Source organism: Bacillus sp. 22475, assembly GCF_052044835.1.
Taxonomy (GTDB): Bacteria; Bacillota; Bacilli; order Bacillales; family Bacillaceae_G; genus Bacillus_A; species Bacillus_A cereus.
Genome location: NZ_JBQENW010000001.1, coordinates 430928 through 451772, shown reverse-complemented (window position 1 = coordinate 451772; position 20845 = coordinate 430928). Strand labels below are relative to the sequence as shown.

Here is a 20845-nt window from a genome sequence, read left to right as displayed (position 1 = left end):
TTTACATTTCAAATGACTTCTATACGTTCCATTGCAAGTGAATATACATTTTCATATCCTGCTGTACTTAGCTTTTGTTGTAATCGATCCGTATCCTCTTTAAGAGCGTGCACTAGCACCGTATGTTCTGGTAATAATGTATTTAACATCTTTTTAACGTCTCTTATACTTTGGTGAACTTTATACGAAACTCGATTCACCCTACATGTATTCTTTACATGCTCTTTCATAACTTTTTCTGCAAAACTCCCTTTCGCAATATGCCCAGTAAAAATAACGGCATTCCGCTTTTCATTCCGAAGCTGTTCATAGTATAACTGTGCTCGTTTCGTTTGCATATTCGCATCACTCATTACAACTATTCCGTAACTATTTTGCATACTAATGTCATTATCCATCACTATTATGTTTCTTTTTAGACTCTTCATAACCCATTTAAGTTCTTTATTATTTTTTATCCAATCTTTATATGCGAACATCTCTTCAAATCCAGCCAAGATTTCTTTATCTACTATAAGAGGAAATTCTTTATATCGTTCATATAAATACAATACTATATCTTGCGCCCTACCAAGTTGTGGCAGCGGTAATAATGCTATTCCTTTATTTTTCATAACTCGTTCAATTTCTGCACATAGTTCGTTTACACGTTCATTTTGCGAAACATCATCTGTGTGATAAGCGGCATCCACAATTGCGACTTTTATATTGTGGCCCAATTTCTCAGGTAAATTAGCTCGTAGTATATTAGACTCTGCTGAATAGTCGCCTGAATAAAATACGTATGTATTATACATATCAACTAAAAACCAAACAGCTCCCAATACATGCCCACTATATCCCCATTGAAACCGCAATGTAGGAGTAATTTGTACCCATTCATTTGGATTGCTAATCTCATCAATACATACATAATTTAAATCTTTTATGTGTTGGTCGCTATAAGGTAAATCCCACCCTTGCATCACATTATAGTTTCTCCATTTTTCATAATATAACGGCAGTTGCTCCTTCGTATAACGAGTCGTCCAAATTTTTTTCTTATAGCCATACTTCGCTAATAAAGGTAAACCCATCGTATGATCTTCATGAATATGTGATAAAAATACCGCATCTAAAAATGGAACAGCTTCTCTCTCTATTTTTGGATAACTATCCTCATAAGATCGATTAATACCACAATCAAATACTATTTTCGTCTCTTTATTTTTTATAAAATAGCAGGAGCGACCGTACTCTCCAGCTCCTCCCCATACTTCTACTCTCATCCTGCTACCCCTTTTCGTTTTTGCTCCATATGTTGCAGCAGTAATAAGCACATTGTTGTAAGTCCAACAGAAACAACGGCCATCGCCATGCCTATAGATACTTCCCCCTGTTCAAATTGAGCAAAAATAAACGTTGCTGACGTTTCTACTGATGGAGGTAATACGAGAAGCGATGCTACTAACTCTCTTATCGAAATTGTAAATGTCATCGCCCATCCAGCAAGAATGCCTGGGATAATAAGAGGCAATATTATTTTTCTAAAAATATAAATATAATTTCCAGAAAAAACACTTCCTGCCTGCATGAGAGAATCATCAATTTGTCCGAGTGATGATTTTACATATTGCACCGTGTAAGGTAAAAACAGAACAACATACGTTACGATAACCATGATTGGTGTATTGTAAATTGACATAGGCATATATGGTGAATTCCAAAATAGAATAAGACCTACAACCATAACGATTCCTGGTACCATATTCGGTAACATACCGCACATATCAAGCCATTTTTCAGAGGTTTTTTTCCCCTTTCGAATCATAAGTGCCAAAAAGACTCCAATCATTACCGCGATAATCGCTGTTACGAGTGAAAAAAGAAAACTATTCCATAAAGCCTCTAATCCCGGAGATCCTATTGTAAACAATGCCTCATAATGGCTTGTTGTAAAGTTATTTACATGTAAACCACCGCCTCTTAATTTTGACAAAGAAGCAATAAGTATAGAAAAGTATGGAATTCCAATTGATACTATTAATAAACCAATTACATACATCCATGCTACAACGCGCGTAAATATAGACAAAGTATATCTTTTAGATTTCACACCTTTTCCACTAACCATTGCATATGAATACTTTCGATTCAATACATTTTGCATATACCAAATAAGCATACAAGCACTAAGTAATAAAGAAGATAATGCTGTTGCACTACTAAAATCAATTGGCCAACTCGAAATAAATTTATGGATTTCTGATGTTAACACGTGGAATCCTATTCTACGTCCGAATGTAGCCGGTGTTCCAAATTCAGCAATCGTCTTTACGAAAATGAGTAAAGCACCCATTACATAACTTGATACTAATAACGGCAATATTATTTTTCTTAAACGATAGAAAAAACTTCCGCCATGAACTGCTGCAGCTTCTTCTTTACTACTCCCAATCTGAAGTAACGTGTTTTTCAGCATGAAATAAAGGAATGGGAATAAATGCAGACTCATAATTAAGACCATACCTCCTAAACTAAAAAACGATGATGAAACTGTCTTTAGCATCGGAAAAAATTGTTCAAAATAGCCGTTAGGTTGCATGAACAAAATCCAGCCCATTGATCCAATATACGGCGGTGTCATAAATGGAATCATAAAAACAATATCTAACTTACTATACTTTCCTACATCTGTTTTGCTCATAATAAACGCCAATGGAAATGCAAATATTGTAGCTCCTATTACAACGAGTACACCTAGAAGCATCGAATTCAGAAAAATCCCAGCTAATCCACCACTCTGCATCACTTCAAAAGGCTTTAAAAAGTTCCAACTACTATTTTCATATATACTAGAAAACAAAATAAGAAAAAGGGGAATGACGATTAACATCGCCACAAGCAATAACGCTACCGTCATTCCAACTTGTCTTACTGATACGAATCGATTTACCATGGAATCACCATCTTATTGAAATACTTTCTTAAATTGTTTTCCTATTTCATCTTGCTCTTTCTCAACTGTTTTCCAATCAATATTTAATACTGGAATCTCTTCTACATTTGGTCTATTTTCAGCTTTTATATCTGTTCTACCAGGCAATAAATACGCTTTAGAAACTTGTTTTTGTACATCATCGGATAATAAATAATCAATAAACTCTTTTGCGCCTTCTACATTTTTACTATCCTTCATAATCCCCGCTGCACGTGGGCTAATAACTGTTCCGCTTTTTGGATAAACAATATCAACCGGTTCACCCTTTGCTTTTGCACTGTACGTTATATAATCAACACCCGCAATTACCATATCTTTCGCACCTGTTACAACTGGGTCTAACGCTTCCTGATTTGCTCCTGCTACTGTAACTTCATTTTTCTTAAGCCGCTCAAATAAATTCCATCCATCCTTTCCATTCTTTTTCACATATCCTGTTACAAAGTCTAAAGCTGAACCTGAAAGTGCTGGATCTGGAAGATTCACTTTCCCTTTCCATTCTCCTTTCGTTATATCGCTCCAATCTTCAGGCGCTGTCTTCACATTTTTTGTATTGTACACAATCCCTAATGCTGAAGCACTATACCCGAAATAATGTCCTTTATCATCTGACCATTCAGAACGCAGCTTATCAGCTTGTTTCGCTTCTTTATAAGCTAACGTTTGACCCTCTTTCTTTAATCCTTCCATCGCTGGTAATGATGCAAGTACGACTACATCAACGACTGGATTTTTCTTTTCAGCTTCCATTCTCGCTAAAATTTTACCAGTTGTCCCTTGAAACATTTCCACCTTTATACCAGTTTTCTTTTCAAAGTCTTTTTGAATTTTTTCTGCTAACCCTTTTGGCCCTGCACTATATACAACAATTTTCTTTTCAGTCGTATTTTTACTTTTTGCATCTGCATTGCCTGTCTTTGAACTACACCCTGTTACTACAGCCGAAAATAATAAAGTACATACAAATAAAGACTTAAGCGAACTGAATTTCTTCATACGATTCTCCCCCTATATGATGAATACATTTTTTTGGCACATATAACGATACTGGTTTACCGATGCTTAATTTACTATTGTGATAAGCTGTCCATATTCCGAGTGCCCCCATGTTTACTTTTATTTCATACCGTTCTCCTACATATGTAACGTGCTGAATTTCACCTGTATACATTTCGCACACTTCATTTTTCGTCCAGCTCACATGCTCTGGACGAACCATTTTTTTACCCTCTACAAGCCAATTCGCCTTACCAACAAATTTGGCAACAAATTCATGAGACGGTTTCACATAAATATCTTCCGGTGTTCCTTTTTGTAATACTTCTCCTTGTTTCATGACAATAATTTGGTCTGACATTGACATTGCTTCTGTTTGGTCGTGAGTGACATACAGTGCAGTTAAACCAATGGAATGAACGATATCCATAAGCTCTATTCTCATTTCTTCTCGCAAAATTGCATCGAGTGCACTTAGCGGTTCATCAAACAAAATAAAATGAGGTTTTGTTACAATTGCTCTAGCGAATGCGACACGTTGTTGCTGTCCACCAGAAAGTTCGTGTGGATACCTTTTCTCCATACCTTGCAGGCGAACTCGCTTTATCGCATCTTCTACTTTTTCTCGCAATTGATTCGTTTGCTTTGTAGCTCTTAAACCAAATGCAACATTTTCAAAAACAGTCATGTGCGGCCATAAAGCAAAATCTTGAAATACCATACCGATATTCCGTTCATGAGGAGATGTCTTTATCTTTTTGGCAGCAGAATACATGCACTGGTTTCCAAAATATATTTCTCCCTTATCCGGTTCTTCAAGCCCTGCTATCATTCTAAGTAAAGTCGTTTTCCCACATCCCGAAGGTCCTAAAAGTGTAGTGAATTCCCCTTGTTTCATTACAATCTGCAACGGCTTTAATGCTTGTGTTTTTCCAAATGTTTTTTCTAATCCACTAATTATAATATCCACCGTTTCACCTCTCTCCCCTCATTCTTAACCTGCTTTCATTCTATATGGAAGATTTATACTGAATGTTAATGTACTGTAAAGATTAAATTAAAAAACTTCTAATAAACTATTTATTTCTATAGATTTTTTCTATAGTTAAAATAAAAAAGGCGGCAATTCATAATGAATCTCTTAAAATTAGAAATTGTAGTACTTATTAAGAAATACAAAAAGCTTACAATCGTTGCAGAAAAACTTGGCGTTAAACAACCAACTATTACATTTCATATAAAAAGCTTAGAAGAAGAACTCGGTGTATCTCTATTCGAATTACGTTCTGGAAGGTATTTCTTAACAGAGGCTGGTGAGGCTTTGCACCATTATGCTTGTAAAATAGATGCACTTATGAAAGAAGCTAGACGTGTCACGCAAGAGTTTAAAGATTTTCATAAAGGTGCTATAACAATCGGCGCTAGTTATGTACCAGCGACTTATCTTTTGCCAGAAGTCGTTCATCAATTTCAATGTGAATTTCCCAATATAAAAATAACGCTACTAGTGAAAACAGCCCCTGAAATTCGAATGATGCTACAAAATCACGAAATCGACATTGGGATAATTTCCGCTGCTCCATTTGATGAACCACTTTTAAAACAAACGAATATAATGCCCGATACACTTGTTCTTGCCTTTTCCAAAGAACATCATTTTTCAAAGAAAGACAATGTATCGTTACAAAATATCGAAAAGGAACGCATACTATTGCATCGTAATCCATCTACAACGAGAGATTTACTTACACAATGGACGTTGGCGCACAACATTACATTCCAATCTGAAATTGAATTAGACTCATTAGAAACGATGAAACAAATTTTAAAATATGGTAATGGAATTGCCTTTATTTCTAAACTTGCTATCGAGCAAGAAATACAACGAAATGAGCTATACTATATACCAATCCCTGAATTTGAATTTCAGCGTAACATTTATACGATTCATCATGAGGACAGATGGAATTCTAAAATTATTTCTTTTTTACTACAGAGCATCACTTCATTTGCAACAAAAAATTAAAAGGCTGTCGTTATGCACGACAGCCTTTCAAACTATAAATCTATTTATTTTTCTTTGCCTCAATTTTTGCTTGCGCCTCTTCAGCCTTATCTAATGCTTCTGATACTTTCTTCTCTTTTTCTTTCACTTCATCTATACTATCGACAGCTTTAATAATTTTATCGATTCCTTCTTCTTCTACCTTTCTACGCTTTGCCACTCTTTCATTTACTTTCTCTTCCACATCTTTTGCTTTTTGAATCATATTCTCTGCATTTGATGTTACAGCTTTTTCAAGTTCATCATCTTTTTTCTTTTGTAACACTTCATTTGCAATGTCTTTCGCTTCTAAATACTTACCGTCTTTTAATGCTGTTGCTCCGCGATCCATTTTCTCAGCAACTTCTTTATATGATTTCGCTTCATTTCCTGATTTCTCTTTTTCTGCTTTTTCGAACCACATTGTTGCATCACTATACTTTTCATCTTTCAATGATTGCATACCTGTTTCAATATATGTGTCATAATTGCTACATCCAGCCATTACGACTAATAGAAAAAGCATAACAAAACTTAATTTTTTCATGCTGTTGTCTCCTTTTCTTTGCAAGCTCACTTTACTTTAACATACATGAAAAAGAGTTTCAAAAACTAAAATACTAGTTTAGTCATTTTTATAATGATAAGTCAAATTTTTATTATTTTTAAGCGGACACATCTACTTGTTTTTTCGCCATGTGTTGCTTTACTCCAACTAATACAACTAACAATAAACCTCCGCCTATTGTCATCATAACAATGCTAGTTGGCAACATATCTAATAGTAGTCCATATACAATCATACCAAGTGGTGCGATTGCAGTCGCAATTGTTTCAAGTAGGCCAAACACACGCCCTAGATAGCTCGGATCTGTCGTTTTTTGCATATGTACTTGCATTGGAATGTTTACAATCATAATTGCTATACCAGTTAACATCATAAAAGCAATATAGTAAATAAAACTTGCTACTTTTGGAATGATAACTAACAACGGAAAGACTGTACATAAACTTAAACCTGCAAACAAAAACAGTCCAGTATAAATAGAACGAAACGGATTATTCACTTCTTTACGCACTGATAAAGCAATCGCTCCCATTAGCATCCCGACTGCTAACATTCCCTCTACAGTACCGAGTTGCTTTGAAGATAAATGCAATGTATGGACGATAATGTACGGAAGTGCAACTGTTAGACCACACGCAAAAAAGTTTACCCACAATGCTATTTTCATTAAACCATATATTTCACGTTGTCTTTTTACATATAAAAAACCTTCTTTTATACTCGTCAAGAAATGCTCTGTACTTTCAGCCACTTCTTTTTTATATAAATCAAATACGATAAATAATTGCAAAATAACCGCTAAAAAGAACGTAATGCTATTTAATAGGAAAAACGATTTAATTGAAAAGAAACCATATACAACTCCGCCAATAATCGGTCCTAAAATATTTGATAAAGAAGCCGCCGTTTGATTTAAAGCACTCGCTTTTTGAATACGTCCTTCATCTACTAAACTCGGAATAGACGAAGTTAATGCAACAGAATAAAAACTTGCACAAATTGATAATAATGCTGCTGAAATATAAATAAAAAGAAGTGATGGCCCAAATATAGTAGCAAGAATAAACATACTAAGCATCGTTAAACTACTTAATAAATCAGTACCAATGACAAGCCATTTTCGATTCACACGGTCTGCTACAGCACCAGCAATTGGGCCACAGATCATCCTTGGAAGTGATCCGCAAACGAGCGTAATTGCAAAACCCATCCCTGAACCAGTAGTCTTTAATACATATAACCCCATTGCGAACGTATAAATACCTGCGCCTAATAAAGACGTCATTTTTCCAATCATCATTAAAATGATATTTCTAGTTGCAATCTTCATTCTTGAATCATGTTGTCCTATACTTATATCTCCCATTTTTGACTCTCTCCCCTTAAAAGTTAAATTGTGTTAAACTTATTATATAATCAACTTTCCAATTTTTACAACAAAAAGTTAAATTGTATTTAACTTTTTAATTATAAAGGAGCAATAATATGGCAACTCTCGGAGAAAAAATTAAAGCATTGCGAAAAGAAAAAAAGCTTACTCAAACAGCACTGGCAGGTTCGGAACTTACAAAAAGCATGCTTAGTCAAATTGAAAATGGAAAAGCTACACCTTCCATGAAAACATTACAATATATTGCAGAAAAACTTGAATGTGAAACGAGTTTTTTATTAGAGGAAGACGATCATGAAATTGTAGAACTCATTCAAAAAATGGAGCGACTCATAAAGAATAAATGTGATGAAGTATATGAGACTTTACTACCTATCGTTCAAAAAGATTTACCTTCTACTTTAAATACAGCACGTTTATATAAACAGTTCATAACTGGAGCGGCTATTGTGAACGATTATAATATTGAATATTACGTTGAAACAGCTGTTTCTATATTTGAAAAATATACTTTATATCGAGAAAGTACTGAAACGAAACTACTGTTTTACTATATGCTCTTCAAGCGTAAAAAATATAAAGAATGTTTACAGCTGATTACCAAAATTCGTGATGACTATAAATCGAAGAATTTAGAAATGGATCTTATTACACATATACAATTATCCTTAAAAGAAGCAATTATTTTACTCGCTTTTGGCGATTATGGAAAATGTGAGGGAGTCATTTTAGATGCACTTGCATTTTCAAAAAAACATCAAGTGTATTATAAAACAGATGAATTTTATCGTATTTTATCTTATCAAAAAATCATTACAACTGATAAAGAACGATATTTATATTACATAAAAAAATCGGAGCAATTTGCCATTTTTACAGAAGATACTTTATCAGCTGCAAATATACATATATTAAAAGCTTATTACTATAACACTGTTACGAATGAATATACAATCGCATTAGAACATCTAGAACAATTTCGAGAAAAACTAAAAAACGATCCAATTTTCCAAGACGATGGACTGTATTATCTTGAAAAAGGAAAATCTTTGTATGGTTTAAAACATTACAAGGAAGCTTTAGAAGTATTAGATCGTGCTATCATACCGGATTATATGAGTCATCCACTTGATCAATCATGGTTATTAACAGCTGGATCTTATCGTGCCCTTTGCTATATAGAACTTCAAGATAAAACAGCTGCTCTGAAAGAAGCAAAAGAAGCAGTTCAAGCGATAGATAACTATCCTGATTCTATTTTCTCCTCATTTATTAAAGAAACATTACAAATAATACAAAAACTTTAAGAATGTCTCGAAATGGTATATTATTCCTCTTTTTTAGCAAAGATAATAATGATGGGAGGAATATAAATGAATATTCAACGTGCAAAAGAGCTTTCTGTGTCAGCGGAGCAAGCTAATGTTAGTTTTCAAGGCATGCCTGTTATGATTCAACACGTCGACGAAAGCAATGAAACCGCCCGCATATATGAAGTGAAAAACCCAGGACGCGAATTAACAGTTCCAGTTAATAGCTTAGAGGAAATATAAGAAATGCCACTTCTCTTTTGAAGTGGCATTTTTCTTCTTTCAGATTACTTATTATAAATTTCTTCAACTCTTTATTTTACATGAGCTGAAAAAATAAGAATTTTCTACTTCTTTTCTTTTTGTGACCTGCTAAAATACAAACTATGGATTAATTATTCGTACTATACATTAAGGAGGAAAAATAATGGCATCTAATTTAGAAAAAAACCAGCCTTATTATGCGGTTATATTCACTTCTAATTTATCAAATGATACAACTGACTATAATACCGTTGCCGAAAAAATGGAGGAACTTGCAAAGCAGCAACCTGGATTTTTAGGTGTAGAAAGTGCACGAGGTGATTCGGGACTCGGAATAACAATTTCTTATTGGGAATCACTGGATGCAATTGAAAATTGGAAGAAGAACGCCTTACATAAAGAAGCGAAAAAAAGAGGTCGTCAGCAATGGTATGACAACTTTCACCTGCGTATTTGCCTTGTTGAGAAAGAATTTAAGTTTCATAGAGGTACTTTATAACTATGAAGAAAAAAGTAGCTCTCATTGCTGTTCATGAAATATATGGTGTGAACGACCATATGCATCACGTTATCCAACACTTTACTTCATCTCATATAGACGTATTCTGTCCTAACCTTCTCCAATCGCAACATGCATTTCATTATAGTGATGAAGAAAAAGCATATGAACATTTTGTAAATCATATTGGATTTGATTATGGAAAAAAGCAAATTGAAGAATTCGTTACTAATCTTTCTACTAGTTACACACATATCGGACTTATCGGCTTTAGTGTTGGAGCTACCATCTCATGGTTATGTAGTACCAATCCAAAAATAGATTTTATTATCGGATGTTACGGTTCCCGCATACGTGACTATATTCATATGAAACCAACATGTGCCACCTTACTTATTTTCCCTGAAAAAGAAGCTAGTTTTTCAGTATCCTCTTTAATTCAAACATTGCAGCAACAAAATAATCCTTTATTAGAAATAAAACAACTACACGGTGAACATGGATTTCTAAATCCGTACACTGAAAAATATAACGGGCACTCTACAAAACAAGCATACAATTTAATAGATTCATTTCTTGTAAAGTGAAACTTCAATCAGTGGGGGATGTTCATCCCCCACCTAATCTCTTTTCTTACGTTGAGTTTTAAGATGTGGGTCTTACTGCCCATGCGTGATAAAAACAATCTTATAAAGGAGAATCAAATGACGCTGACATTACTCTTACTTGTTTTCATACTCATTGCCTTTATCTCAGCGCTAACTATCATTTTTAAAACCGTAAAAAAAGGGAGATTTTTCAACCGCCCCTACTTACAATCTATTATCATTTGCATTTTATTTTTTACTAATTGGATCGTATATGTAACAACTTTTTATTCGTTACTCCCCGAGAAAGTTAGCGAGTTCATATTCCTGCCCATTTGGTTTTTCCTTTGTATTTTAGGATTTATCGCTTTTTGGCACGAATGGAGAAATAATCGTGTGTTCTCGATATGTATTGGTTTTCTTTCCTTTATTAGTTTTCTATTTTGGTTATTGTTGTTAGTTATTTCGGGGATGTAATAGAAGAAGGAAGAAAAGCCAACTTTCAACTTTTCTTCCTTCTATGTTTACCTTTAGCTTTCACTGTCACTGATTCACAAGGTGTATAATATATTTGAGGCGTCGCCTTATCAACAAACATCATAAATGTAATAAAACCGAGAATAAAGAAAATAAACAACGTTAACAAAATTGCTCCTATCGTTAAAAGTATCATAACACCACCCCTATATTTTTCATGTTATTACACTTTTCGCTATTATATGAGCGTAATCCTTTTTAGAAAAAGAAACGTAACAAAATAATCACAACCACTCCCGTTAATACTGTACCTAATAAACTACGAGTATATATCGCTACAAGAAATGTTGGAATTGCTGCAATAAGATAATCCCACTGCATCGTCTCATGCATAAATAAAACTTGTGCTAAAAGCGCTGCTAATATCGCAATTGGTATGTAATTTAACCATTTTAGACCCCAGTCAGGAATTTGTAGTTTGCTAAATACGAGTAGAGGTAAAATACGTGGCACGAGTGTAACAGCTCCTGCTGCTAGTAAAAGTAATAATACATCTAATCTCATTTCCATTTTTCAATCACCACTCCAATCGTCGCAGCTAGTAATGTTGCGATAATAACCGCTATACTAGCTGGCATAAATAGGTGTGAAACGTATGCGATAATAATCGATACAATTGCAACACTTAAATGAATTACTAGTGTTGGTTTACTACTTATGAGCTGAAGAACAAATAATCCGATAAACATCGCTGGTAATGCATAATCCATCCCGTATGTATGCGGATCTGGTATCCACTCACCAAACAGCCCACCAATAATAGTAGCAAGAATCCAATTTAAATACGCTGTTACGTTAAGCCCAATCATCCACCTTTCACCTAAATATCCTTTTTGCGCTGCATGCTGCACTGCAACGCCGAAAGTTTCATCTGTAATTTGAGAACCGATGATTAAGTTTTTAAATAGAGGAATTTTCGTAAAGTACGGTGCAAGCGCTGCGCTCATTAATAAATGGCGTAAATTAACAAAAAATACAGTGAAAATAATTGCGGAAGCAGGAGCACCGGCTGCATACATACCAGCTAATATAAATTGGGCAGAACCTGCATAAATTAAAGTGGACATAAATGCAATTTCAATGATAGAAAAACCTGCTGTTTTTGCAATTACACCAGCTGCTATACCGATGCTCAAATAACCAAATACAGTTGGTAAACAATCTTTTACTCCTTGCTGAAATGTATCATCGCTCTGCAAAGCTACATGTGCCTCAGCTTTACTCATCTCTATCATCCTCCATTCCTTCTAAAGTTCGTTTTCCTGTTACGACATGAACTAAATCTATATTTTCACGCCATAACGTATCTAACTTATCAGCTCCAAATTCCTTTGTGATTTCTTCAACCATAATATCGTGCCGCACATACTCTGTCGCAACGAGAACTAGCGCTGGGTCATACGTTGTAATGGCCCATGAAGTGCTATCATTTGAGAAGTTCGCAATTAATACTTCCTCTCCATCACGAGCAATAACAGTTAAATGACCACCCATTCTCTTTTCAACAACGTGGGGCGTCATATAATTATGATGAAACGTGGCTCCTATTTTTGTTTCTGGAGCTCCAAATAAGATTGAAAATATATGTACGCCTTCCTCTTCCTTTTGATGAATGTACGGCTCAATTTCATGCACTTGATCTTCCCATACAGAAATCCATAATTCTTCCTTTGCCCTATTAATTATATTGCATATTTCTTTTAAAACACGATCATTTGAGCGAATATGCGAAATTACATCTATTTGTCGCTCTTGTTCTAAACAATTTAGTTTCTCATCTAAAAATTCAAAGGACTTTTCAAAGTCTTTTCGCATTCGATTCATTAATTCGGTAGCTGGTACTGGTACATATTTAACTGGTTCAGAAGGTACAATATGCACCGCTCCTTTATCCATTAACTTACCGAGTACCTCGTAAATCATAGAACGAGGTACTCCTGTTTGTTTACTCACTTCATAGCCTGTTACTGGGGAGTGTTTTAACAATCCAATATACGCTTTACATTCATACTGGGAAAATCCTAACTTTTGTAATTCCTTTATAATTTCATCCATCGGTAACCCCTCACAATCTAAATCGCCCTTACTTCAAAACGACGATTTTGCTTCCCTTTACTTTTTACTTTATCAATAACAAGTGTTCCTATTTCACTCATATTTTTCACATGTGTGCCTCCACAAGCTTGTTCGTCTAAATTTTCAATTGTAACAATGCGGATTTCTTGGATAGTAGTTGGCAGGAGATTTATTGCTGTTTTAATCATTCCTACAGCATTTTCTGCTTCTTCGCGGCTCATATAACGAGTGGAAATTTCTTTATTTTGCTCAATAAGTTTATTCACTTCCTCAACAATTTCTTCTACTTCCACGCTCGATAACTCTTGTAACTCATTAAAATCGATACGTGCTTTATCAGGATAAATTTGGTTTCCGGTGCATAGTGCTCCATACTTTTCATAAACAACAGCTCCGATAAGATGCAGTAAAGAGTGATGACGCATTAAATTATGACGTCTTTCCCAATTAATCTCTAATTTAACTGGACCTAATTTTACTTGAGCTTCATCTTTTATATAGTGAACTATTTCTCCCTGCTCCTTCTTTACTTTTTCAACTTCAAATACAGACCCATCTTGTACAATGACACCCGTATCACATTCCTGTCCTCCACCAGTTGGATAAAAAACTGTTTCTTTTAGAAATACTTTATTCCCTTCTACTTTTATCACTTCTGTTTCGCAACTCGTTTTGTATGCATCTTCTAAATATAATGCCGTTGTCATACTCTCACCTCTTTAGTAGTTATAGTTATACCTACTAATATAAAAAATAACATTCATACAGTCAACTTATATTTCAGAATTTTTAATTTTAAATAAAAAAAGCCTTTTACAATAAGGCTTTTTTCTACATGCTATTATTTTAACTGTAAAGTATTTAATATGTTCCCCGCCAAATGCTCCCGTAAAGTAGAACCTGTATACTCTTCCCTAAATACACCCGCCTTCACAAATAAAGGAATGACTTCACTAAAGAATAGATCTAGTGACTTTGGAGGTCCTCCTGGAATAGCAATAAATCCATCTAACGCCCCTGCCTCAAACCTATCCATAATTTGCTTCGCAACGTCTTGTGGTGTACCAACCGCAACCCAATGAGCCGATCCAACAACTTCTGGTCGTTCTAGTATTTGTTCAACTGTTGGTTCATTTTTAATAATGAAGTTCCGTAATAACTCGGCATGAGTTTTACTACGTACAGTTTGATCCCGACTTGGCAGCATCTCTTCCGTAATTTTACTTTCTAGCGGAATCCCTCTCGCATCTAATCCGAGAACCATTTCAAGTAACGCATATCTCTTCTCTTTTGTGAGATGTTGATGAGCTTGCCTATGCATTTCTAACGCTTCTTCATATGTATCACCTATAAAGAAATATAATCCAGGTAATACACGTATAACATCTTGGCTACGGTCATGCTGTTCTGCTCTTCTTCTTAAATCTTGACGAAGTTCAATTCCTGACTCTATATCAGGCGTTGCGGCAAAAATTGCATCAGCAACAGAAGCAGCAAAATTCCGACCAGACTCTGAAGCACCGGCTTGAAATAATGGCATTTCTCCTGATATATGCTGCGGAATATTAAGTGGACCTTTTACCTTAAAGTACTCACCATTATGCTCAATAGGCTTTACTATCTCTCTAATAACATCAGGATTATCTACTTTCAATACTTCATTAGGGTGACTCCTCCAAAGTTTTCTTACTAACTCTGTACATTCTGCCGCTTTCGCGTATCGTTCCTCAGATGATGGCATCCCTTCCTCACCAAAGTTTTCAGCACCGTCAATGGATGTAACAATATTCCACCCTACTCGGCCGTTACTAATCCAGTGTAACGATTGTAATTGCCTTGCTAATATATATGGTGGATAAAACGAAGTTGAAGCAGTTGTAACGACTCCAATTTTTTCTGTCGCATAAGCAATAGCAGTAAACAGTAACGTCGGGTCTAAAATGACACTCCCTTTATTACGAGCAATTAAATCTGGGTGCGCCACTAAATAATCGGCTTTAAAAACAAAATCTAACTTAGCCTTTTCTGCCTGTAGTGCCAACTCTACTTGTTCATCAATTCCGGAATTAAACTCATTCTCTTGTTCTTTCTTTCTAGAAATTAAACATAATCCAATGCAAAGTTGATTCTTTGTAGACATATATACACCATCCCCTTGTTTTTAATTCACTTAGTTAAACAAATGTTGCTGTCATTATGAAATTCTATTCTTATGAAAATAGATAAAATGATATTGATAATCATTATCATTTTATGATGTAACTGTAATAAAAGCAATAACAAAAAAGACTCCCACTTTTGGAAGTCCTTTATCTCAATATTTCATTCGCTTCTTTTTCATAAATTTTATCAAATGACGTCATAACACGCTGTGATGCTTGAATCATCTTTTGATCCGTCATAAGATCGGCCATCTCTTTCGTCATATCTACATTTGAATTTTCTAGCATATGATTTTTTACTATTCCTGTTCCGTTCGGTAAATTAGCAATGTTTCCTTCTGCTAGTGTAAAGCTTTTGTTTTCACGTTGCACGAGACGTGCATTCGTTTCTGCATCTACTGTTTTTGTTTGCAAACGAGCAATATTATTTTGTGTTACTTCATCATATAATGTACCGTCTGCTTGTACAGCAACCTTTGCTCCTTCTGGAATACGAATACGCTCATTATTCTCTCCCATTACGAAAGCACCTGAAGATGTTTGTAAATAACGATCACTATTTAATGTGAAACTACCATCTCTCGTTAAAAACGTTTCATCATTTTTAGAAGTAACAAAAAATGATGTTGTGCCGGCCGCGCCGTCATCTAAAAAGAAATCTGTAGCACTATTTGTCATTTGTATGTTTCCTTGTACTAAATTCACGTGTGTTGCGGCTGGTACTACAGCGTAATCGACCGAACCGATATTTGTTACCGCCCCATCTCCGCGGCGATATGTGTCTTGTACATCAAATACTTTAGACGTCATATTTTCTGCTTTAAATCCTGTCGTTTGAGCATTTGCAACGTTATTCGAATGAACATTAATTCGCTGCATGTAGTTCATCATACCCATAGAACCTATATAAAGACCGTTCATATTCGTTTGAATAAGGCAAGCGCCTTATTCTTCACCTCTTTTCTACGATGTTTGTAACATTTGTTTCGCTAAATGTTCAGCTGTAGCGATATGTATATTTTTCCTTATGTCTTGGCCGTCTGTCATTAATACAATAGGAGCTGATGATACTGCTGGAATTTTCAACAATTCACCACTACTTGCTGTTTCATCAAATTTTGTAAACACAATACCATCTATATGAATATCTTTAAAGTTTGTAATGATTTCAATCATATCTTTACTTTTCATCGAAGCTGATAACGTTAAACAAATATAATCTGGTTCTACTTGTCCCATCGTTTCAATCATTTCTTCTACTGTTTCTGACGTACGATAATTTTTTCCAGCTGTATCAATTAAAATATAATCGACGCGCTCTTCTTCTTTAAAATACGTAAGCGCTCTTGTCATTGCAGCTTCATCACGCACAGCAATTACTTCCGATCCAATTGTCTTTACGTTATCTTGCAATTGCTGCACTGTCCCTATGCGCGAATGATCTGTCGTTATAAAACCAACTGTTTTGTTCTTACCGTGAAATTGCCATGCCATTTTCGCAAGCGTCGTCGTTTTACCAACACCAGTTGGACCGATTAATGCAATTGTTTGTACTTCTTTTTCAAAGACGTTTTCCGTATTGAAATGAGATTTCATATCTTCCAATATGTACCTAATAACTTCTTCTTCCGTAATCATCGTTGCATTTTCAAACTTTATTTTTAACTTTTCAGCATATGCATAAATGAAATATTGTTCTACATCGTTTTGTTCTAGCATCCGAATTACTTTTTGAATAATAAACGGTACAGATTCTTGATTTTCTTTCTTTGGAACTACTTCTTCTTTCTTTACCGGAACGACTTGTTTCACAACTTTTTTCTTTTTCGGTACTTCCGTTTCTTTCGTCTGTTTCACCACGACAATTCCTTTTTCAAACAGCTTTAATAGTTTTTCTTTTTTTCTTGCCCATTCTTCACTATTTCCTGTTTGCATTGCCGCGTATGACATAGAAGTCGTTACGTTTTCTAAATTGTGCAGTACTGATTGAATTCCATTCGCCTTCACAATTTGTTCTGAAGGATCATTCACGACATCCATTAACTGTTCATGAAATTGTGCTGTACCTTCATTCACTTCTTCCTGTTTTTCTTCTGGAAAAGCAACTAACATTTCATAATCCTTTTTCCAGAAAAACGGTATATTTCGTTTTACACTTTCATCGACAACGTAATAATAATCTGTACCATATTGGTCAAATAACTTTCGATACAATTCATTTTTCGAAGCTGCTTTTATTCGCATTAACGCTTCTTTCTTTTCTGTACTTTCCATTACTTCACCCCCTACTATTCAATATAGGCAATTTGATCCACCACAATTTCTGGTGCTAATTCGCTAATACAAAGTACTTGTGCTTCCACTTGATAACGTTCTAGCAGTCTTACAATCGCAAATCTAAAATCTTTTCTACGTGTTAATAACACTGGTTCTCTTCCCATTAAACGTGCTTGCTTAAAGACGCGTTGCACTTGCTCAACGACACGTGTTTCTAAATCTAAATCCCAGTTTAATAAGTAACCTTGATATGAATTATTCACAACATCCGCATCTAACTCAATTGAATCAGAGAAGAGCGCTGCATATATTTTTCCGTCCGGATTTTTCGCATTTTCACAAATAACTTTTGAAATACATTCACGAACAAATGATGTCACACCGTCAACGTGGTTTTGATAAATTTCTTTGCCGTCAATAATACCTTCAATAATTGTTGGTAAATCACGAATAGAAATACCTTCTTTTAGAAGTTGTTTAATAACATTTTGAACGAGTGATAAATCAATTTCTTTCTTCTTAATCTCTTCTAATAGAACGCCATTATCATTTTCAAGCGAGTTAATTAAGTCTTTTACATGTTGACGCTGAATTAATTCATGAAGATTACGTCTAACGATAACATCTAAATGTGTAATTAATATGCTAAGTGGCTCTAACACTTGATAGCCTTTCATTTGTGCATCTTGCACCATATGCTCTAAAATCCAATATCCATCTTCACCGAAAATTGGATCTTTCGCTGGCTCTGCATCTAAATCAGCCATTACGTTCGGTGTTTTCAGTGCTAATAAATAACCTGATTTTAAAACACCTTCAGCCGCCTTCGCACCTTTAATTCGAATAATGTAACGTCCGCGTGGTCTAAAACTCGTATTATCTTTAAAGTTAATTCCAGGAACGTTAATACCAAGGTCAGTAATAATCGACTTCCGCATAAGAACAACTTTATCACGAGCTGTTTCCCCGTTAATTTTCTGCTTTACAAGTGCTGCTAAATCTAAACCAAGCTCTACTATAATTGGATATTTATCCGTAAATACTCCGAATGAATCTTCCACTTGTTGTAATTGCTCATCTTCGCCTTGAATCATTTCTAATTCTTTTTGGAGCTCGTCTTCTTTTTCTTTCTTTATTCGATTTTTATTACGAATGCCTAAGAAGATAATCGTTCCACCAACGAGTGCGAATGGTAGAAACGGTAGCGGAGTAAAAATACCCATTGCGATAAATAAACCACCTAGTGCATATACAACGACTTCATGCGCTAATAACTCTTTAAAGATACCTTCTGTTACTGTATCCGGTGAGCCGTCAAATACACGCGTTACGATAATACCTGTTGAAATTGCAAGCATTAATGAACCGATTTGGTTTACGATTCCGTCACCGACAGTTAACTGTGTATAATGAAGAGCTGCATCTGCAAAGCTCATTCCTTGCTGCATCATTCCGACAATTAAACCGAAAATAATGTTTACGAATAAAATGACAATCCCGAAAATAACGTCCCCTTTAATGAACTTCCCGGCACCATCCATCGCTCCGTAAAACTCTGTTTCCATATTTAATTTTTTACGTTTTGCCTGTGCATCTTTTTCTGAAATAATACGCTGGTTTAAATCAGCATCGATAGACATTTGTTTCCCCGGTAAAGAATCAAGTGTAAAACGAGCTGCTACTTCAGCTGTACGAGATGCACCGTTTGCAACGATAAACTGGAATATGATTAATACTGTAAAAATAACGATACCAATTAATAAGTTTCCGCCAATTACGAACTGGCCGAACTCTTCAATAACATGACCGGCATTTCCATCTGTCAAAATCGCTCGCGTCGTCGAAACGTTAATCGATACGCGGAAAATCCCGATTAATAACAACATCGTCGGAAATGACTTTAATTCATCCCACTCGTTAATACTTGTCGCTCGCATATAAATAAGTACTGACATACTTAGTAGAAAAACGATAATGATATCAAGTATAAATGGTGGAAGTGGAATTAAGAGCGCCACTACGAATGACGCTGCTAAAAAGATAGAAAAATAGGTTCTTGCAGAATCTATCTTAAACAAAGAGATCTCCTCCAAACGCGCTATTATACTTCAAGTTCATTCGTCTGAATTAAATAGCGCATAACTTCAATTACAGCTACATATAAATCTTCAGGAATCGTCTCATCTTCCTCGACTTGATAATATAAAGAACGAGCAAGCGGACGGTTTTCCACCATTGGTATTTCTTGTTCACGGGCAAGTGTTCGTATATATAATGCGAGCTCATCTTCCCCTTTTGCAACGACAATTGGTGCTGCATCAACGTGTTTATTGTAACGAAGTACGACCGAAATATGAGTCGGGTTGTTTACAATAAACGTTGCGCCATCCATCTTCTTCGCAATTGTTCCTTGCAAGATTGCATGCATAAAGTTTTTTCGTTTCCCTTTTACTTGCGGGTCCCCTTCATTATCTTTATGCTCCCTTTTTACTTCTTCTTTTTTCATCTTAATATCTTGTTCGTACTCCCATTTTTGATAAATGAAATCAATAATAGAAAGAATGATTAAAATAATTAAAATGGCTAAAAAGATAAATTTAATTTGGCTAATAATTTCAGTAAGTGACGCTGTCCAGTTAAATCCAATCATACTAACAATCTTCTCTAAATTCTTTTTAAAGAGAACGTACGAAACGTAACCGATTAATCCCATGTAAAACAGTGATTTCAAAATATCTACTAAACTTTTACGACTAAACAATCTCGTAAAATAGTTTTTCGGATTAATACGTGACGCTTTCGGTTTAATGACTTTAGAAGAAAATAGGAAGCCGACTTGAATCATATAATTGAATAAATGAAAAGCATATACGAGTATTAATATCGGAGCCGATACTTTCAGTAATAAAATCCCCATTAAATAAAAATACTCGGTTGAATCTGTATTTTTTCCAATTTGATCAAACAGCACCGCTACGGAATTCGCAATCTCAAACCCTAGCCAATCTCCAAAAAAGTAAACGACAACTGCTAATACGAGAATGGAAAATAAATTATTTAAATCTTTACTCCGGGCGATATTCCCTTCTTCACGCGATTTTTTACGCTTCTGCGGGGTGGCCTTTTCTGTTTTATTATCCTTTGCCATGCGCGTC

The 20845-nt window shown here is 35.0% G+C and carries 22 protein-coding genes; 6 read left to right on the top strand and 16 right to left on the bottom strand.

What is annotated here, in order from left to right:
- Window positions 1-8: 8 nt before the first annotated feature.
- Genes ACTJJY_RS02515 through ACTJJY_RS02500 form a run of 4 tightly spaced genes read right to left on the bottom strand, consistent with a single transcriptional unit; the run spans window position 9 to window position 4946 of the window.
- Window positions 9-1268: an MBL fold metallo-hydrolase gene (locus tag ACTJJY_RS02515; RefSeq protein WP_440604910.1), complete on the bottom strand. Its 1260-nt coding sequence runs from the start codon at window positions 1266-1268 to the stop codon at window positions 9-11.
- Window positions 1265-2938 carry an ABC transporter permease gene (locus ACTJJY_RS02510; RefSeq protein ID WP_098377209.1) on the bottom strand — a complete coding sequence of 558 codons (1674 nt, stop codon included), beginning with the start codon at window positions 2936-2938 and terminating at the stop codon, window positions 1265-1267. The genes ACTJJY_RS02515 and ACTJJY_RS02510 overlap by 4 nt, the downstream gene beginning before the upstream one ends.
- A gap of 12 nt (window positions 2939-2950) precedes the next feature.
- Complete coding sequence (locus tag ACTJJY_RS02505; RefSeq protein WP_440604909.1) at window positions 2951-3976, bottom strand: extracellular solute-binding protein; 1026 nt, start codon at window positions 3974-3976, stop codon at window positions 2951-2953.
- Complete coding sequence (locus tag ACTJJY_RS02500) at window positions 3954-4946, bottom strand: ABC transporter ATP-binding protein (protein WP_440604908.1); 993 nt, start codon at window positions 4944-4946, stop codon at window positions 3954-3956. The genes ACTJJY_RS02505 and ACTJJY_RS02500 overlap by 23 nt, the downstream gene beginning before the upstream one ends.
- Before the next feature lie 162 nt (window positions 4947-5108).
- Between ACTJJY_RS02500 and ACTJJY_RS02495 the strand changes: the two genes are divergently transcribed.
- Window positions 5109-6002 (top strand): LysR substrate-binding domain-containing protein, encoded by an 894-nt coding sequence (locus tag ACTJJY_RS02495; RefSeq protein WP_440604907.1) that lies wholly within the window; start codon window positions 5109-5111, stop codon window positions 6000-6002.
- Between the two features lie 40 nt (window positions 6003-6042).
- On the opposite strand, the gene ACTJJY_RS02490 is transcribed toward ACTJJY_RS02495, so the two are convergent.
- Both ACTJJY_RS02490 and ACTJJY_RS02485 read right to left on the bottom strand, forming a co-directional pair.
- Window positions 6043-6567: a hypothetical protein gene (locus tag ACTJJY_RS02490; protein ID WP_440604906.1), complete on the bottom strand. Its 525-nt coding sequence runs from the start codon at window positions 6565-6567 to the stop codon at window positions 6043-6045.
- Between the two features lie 118 nt (window positions 6568-6685).
- The gene (locus tag ACTJJY_RS02485; RefSeq protein WP_029441922.1) at window positions 6686-7954 is read right to left on the bottom strand and encodes an MFS transporter; all 1269 of its coding nucleotides are present in this window, start codon (window positions 7952-7954) and stop codon (window positions 6686-6688) included.
- Window positions 7955-8073: 119 nt separating this feature from the next.
- Between ACTJJY_RS02485 and ACTJJY_RS02480 the strand changes: the two genes are divergently transcribed.
- The 5 genes from ACTJJY_RS02480 (at window position 8074) to ACTJJY_RS02460 (ending at window position 11115) form a co-directional block, all read left to right on the top strand.
- Window positions 8074-9285 carry a helix-turn-helix domain-containing protein gene (locus ACTJJY_RS02480; protein WP_213746690.1) on the top strand — a complete coding sequence of 404 codons (1212 nt, stop codon included), beginning with the start codon at window positions 8074-8076 and terminating at the stop codon, window positions 9283-9285.
- 66 nt (window positions 9286-9351) lie between these two features.
- On the top strand, window positions 9352-9531 hold the full coding sequence (locus ACTJJY_RS02475; RefSeq protein WP_001025740.1) for an H-type small acid-soluble spore protein: 180 nt from the start codon (window positions 9352-9354) through the stop codon (window positions 9529-9531).
- Between the two features lie 184 nt (window positions 9532-9715).
- Complete coding sequence (locus tag ACTJJY_RS02470; RefSeq protein WP_440604905.1) at window positions 9716-10051, top strand: antibiotic biosynthesis monooxygenase family protein; 336 nt, start codon at window positions 9716-9718, stop codon at window positions 10049-10051.
- A gap of 2 nt (window positions 10052-10053) precedes the next feature.
- Window positions 10054-10638, top strand: coding sequence for a dienelactone hydrolase family protein (locus ACTJJY_RS02465; protein WP_440604904.1), 585 nt, complete (start codon window positions 10054-10056; stop codon window positions 10636-10638).
- Window positions 10639-10755: 117 nt separating this feature from the next.
- Entirely contained in the window at window positions 10756-11115 is a 360-nt protein-coding gene (locus ACTJJY_RS02460) for a hypothetical protein (protein WP_440604903.1), read from the top strand.
- A 25-nt stretch (window positions 11116-11140) separates the two neighbouring features.
- Here the strand turns inward: ACTJJY_RS02460 and ACTJJY_RS02455 are convergent, their stop codons facing one another.
- From ACTJJY_RS02455 to flhB, 10 genes are all read right to left on the bottom strand, one after another.
- The gene (locus tag ACTJJY_RS02455; protein ID WP_000602245.1) at window positions 11141-11311 is read right to left on the bottom strand and encodes a DUF3951 domain-containing protein; all 171 of its coding nucleotides are present in this window, start codon (window positions 11309-11311) and stop codon (window positions 11141-11143) included.
- A 62-nt stretch (window positions 11312-11373) separates the two neighbouring features.
- Window positions 11374-11685 carry an AzlD domain-containing protein gene (locus tag ACTJJY_RS02450; protein ID WP_000425944.1) on the bottom strand — a complete coding sequence of 104 codons (312 nt, stop codon included), beginning with the start codon at window positions 11683-11685 and terminating at the stop codon, window positions 11374-11376.
- The gene (locus tag ACTJJY_RS02445) at window positions 11676-12401 is read right to left on the bottom strand and encodes an AzlC family ABC transporter permease (RefSeq protein ID WP_440604902.1); all 726 of its coding nucleotides are present in this window, start codon (window positions 12399-12401) and stop codon (window positions 11676-11678) included. Before ACTJJY_RS02445 ends, ACTJJY_RS02450 begins: the two co-directional genes overlap by 10 nt.
- Window positions 12394-13230, bottom strand: a complete 837-nt coding sequence (locus tag ACTJJY_RS02440; protein WP_440604901.1) for a TrmB family transcriptional regulator — start codon at window positions 13228-13230, stop codon at window positions 12394-12396. The genes ACTJJY_RS02445 and ACTJJY_RS02440 overlap by 8 nt, the downstream gene beginning before the upstream one ends.
- 17 nt (window positions 13231-13247) lie before the next feature.
- A complete protein-coding gene (locus tag ACTJJY_RS02435) occupies window positions 13248-13958 on the bottom strand; it encodes an alanyl-tRNA editing protein (protein ID WP_440604900.1) in 711 nt (236 codons plus the stop codon).
- 134 nt (window positions 13959-14092) lie between these two features.
- The gene (locus ACTJJY_RS02430; protein WP_440604899.1) at window positions 14093-15391 is read right to left on the bottom strand and encodes an NtaA/DmoA family FMN-dependent monooxygenase; all 1299 of its coding nucleotides are present in this window, start codon (window positions 15389-15391) and stop codon (window positions 14093-14095) included.
- Between the two features lie 169 nt (window positions 15392-15560).
- Window positions 15561-16334, bottom strand: coding sequence for a flagellar basal-body rod protein FlgG (locus ACTJJY_RS02425; RefSeq protein WP_001013934.1), 774 nt, complete (start codon window positions 16332-16334; stop codon window positions 15561-15563).
- A gap of 42 nt (window positions 16335-16376) precedes the next feature.
- Window positions 16377-17687 (bottom strand): flagellar biosynthesis protein FlhF, encoded by a 1311-nt coding sequence (gene flhF / locus ACTJJY_RS02420; RefSeq protein ID WP_440604898.1) that lies wholly within the window; start codon window positions 17685-17687, stop codon window positions 16377-16379.
- A 14-nt stretch (window positions 17688-17701) separates the two neighbouring features.
- On the bottom strand, window positions 17702-19768 hold the full coding sequence (gene flhA, locus ACTJJY_RS02415) for a flagellar biosynthesis protein FlhA (RefSeq protein WP_078994760.1): 2067 nt from the start codon (window positions 19766-19768) through the stop codon (window positions 17702-17704).
- Between the two features lie 23 nt (window positions 19769-19791).
- Window positions 19792-20838 (bottom strand): flagellar type III secretion system protein FlhB, encoded by a 1047-nt coding sequence (gene flhB, locus ACTJJY_RS02410; RefSeq protein ID WP_065483016.1) that lies wholly within the window; start codon window positions 20836-20838, stop codon window positions 19792-19794.
- Window positions 20839-20845 lie beyond the last annotated feature (7 nt).

Coding starts and splice junctions, on each gene's coding strand:
- ACTJJY_RS02455 (WP_000602245.1), bottom strand. CDS start 11,311: ATGATACTTTTAACGATAGGAGCAATTTTGTTAACGTTGTTTATTTTC.
- flhF (WP_440604898.1), bottom strand. CDS start 17,687: ATGGAAAGTACAGAAAAGAAAGAAGCGTTAATGCGAATAAAAGCAGCT.
- ACTJJY_RS02475 (WP_001025740.1), top strand. CDS start 9,352: ATGAATATTCAACGTGCAAAAGAGCTTTCTGTGTCAGCGGAGCAAGCT.
- ACTJJY_RS02515 (WP_440604910.1), bottom strand. CDS start 1,268: ATGAGAGTAGAAGTATGGGGAGGAGCTGGAGAGTACGGTCGCTCCTGC.
- ACTJJY_RS02445 (WP_440604902.1), bottom strand. CDS start 12,401: ATGAGTAAAGCTGAGGCACATGTAGCTTTGCAGAGCGATGATACATTT.
- ACTJJY_RS02470 (WP_440604905.1), top strand. CDS start 9,716: ATGGCATCTAATTTAGAAAAAAACCAGCCTTATTATGCGGTTATATTC.
- flhB (WP_065483016.1), bottom strand. CDS start 20,838: ATGGCAAAGGATAATAAAACAGAAAAGGCCACCCCGCAGAAGCGTAAA.
- ACTJJY_RS02490 (WP_440604906.1), bottom strand. CDS start 6,567: ATGAAAAAATTAAGTTTTGTTATGCTTTTTCTATTAGTCGTAATGGCT.
- ACTJJY_RS02485 (WP_029441922.1), bottom strand. CDS start 7,954: ATGGGAGATATAAGTATAGGACAACATGATTCAAGAATGAAGATTGCA.
- ACTJJY_RS02425 (WP_001013934.1), bottom strand. CDS start 16,334: ATGAACGGTCTTTATATAGGTTCTATGGGTATGATGAACTACATGCAG.
- ACTJJY_RS02430 (WP_440604899.1), bottom strand. CDS start 15,391: ATGTCTACAAAGAATCAACTTTGCATTGGATTATGTTTAATTTCTAGA.
- ACTJJY_RS02480 (WP_213746690.1), top strand. CDS start 8,074: ATGGCAACTCTCGGAGAAAAAATTAAAGCATTGCGAAAAGAAAAAAAG.
- ACTJJY_RS02505 (WP_440604909.1), bottom strand. CDS start 3,976: ATGAAGAAATTCAGTTCGCTTAAGTCTTTATTTGTATGTACTTTATTA.
- ACTJJY_RS02495 (WP_440604907.1), top strand. CDS start 5,109: ATGAATCTCTTAAAATTAGAAATTGTAGTACTTATTAAGAAATACAAA.
- ACTJJY_RS02435 (WP_440604900.1), bottom strand. CDS start 13,958: ATGACAACGGCATTATATTTAGAAGATGCATACAAAACGAGTTGCGAA.
- ACTJJY_RS02465 (WP_440604904.1), top strand. CDS start 10,054: ATGAAGAAAAAAGTAGCTCTCATTGCTGTTCATGAAATATATGGTGTG.
- ACTJJY_RS02440 (WP_440604901.1), bottom strand. CDS start 13,230: ATGGATGAAATTATAAAGGAATTACAAAAGTTAGGATTTTCCCAGTAT.
- ACTJJY_RS02510 (WP_098377209.1), bottom strand. CDS start 2,938: ATGGTAAATCGATTCGTATCAGTAAGACAAGTTGGAATGACGGTAGCG.
- ACTJJY_RS02460 (WP_440604903.1), top strand. CDS start 10,756: ATGACGCTGACATTACTCTTACTTGTTTTCATACTCATTGCCTTTATC.
- ACTJJY_RS02450 (WP_000425944.1), bottom strand. CDS start 11,685: ATGGAAATGAGATTAGATGTATTATTACTTTTACTAGCAGCAGGAGCT.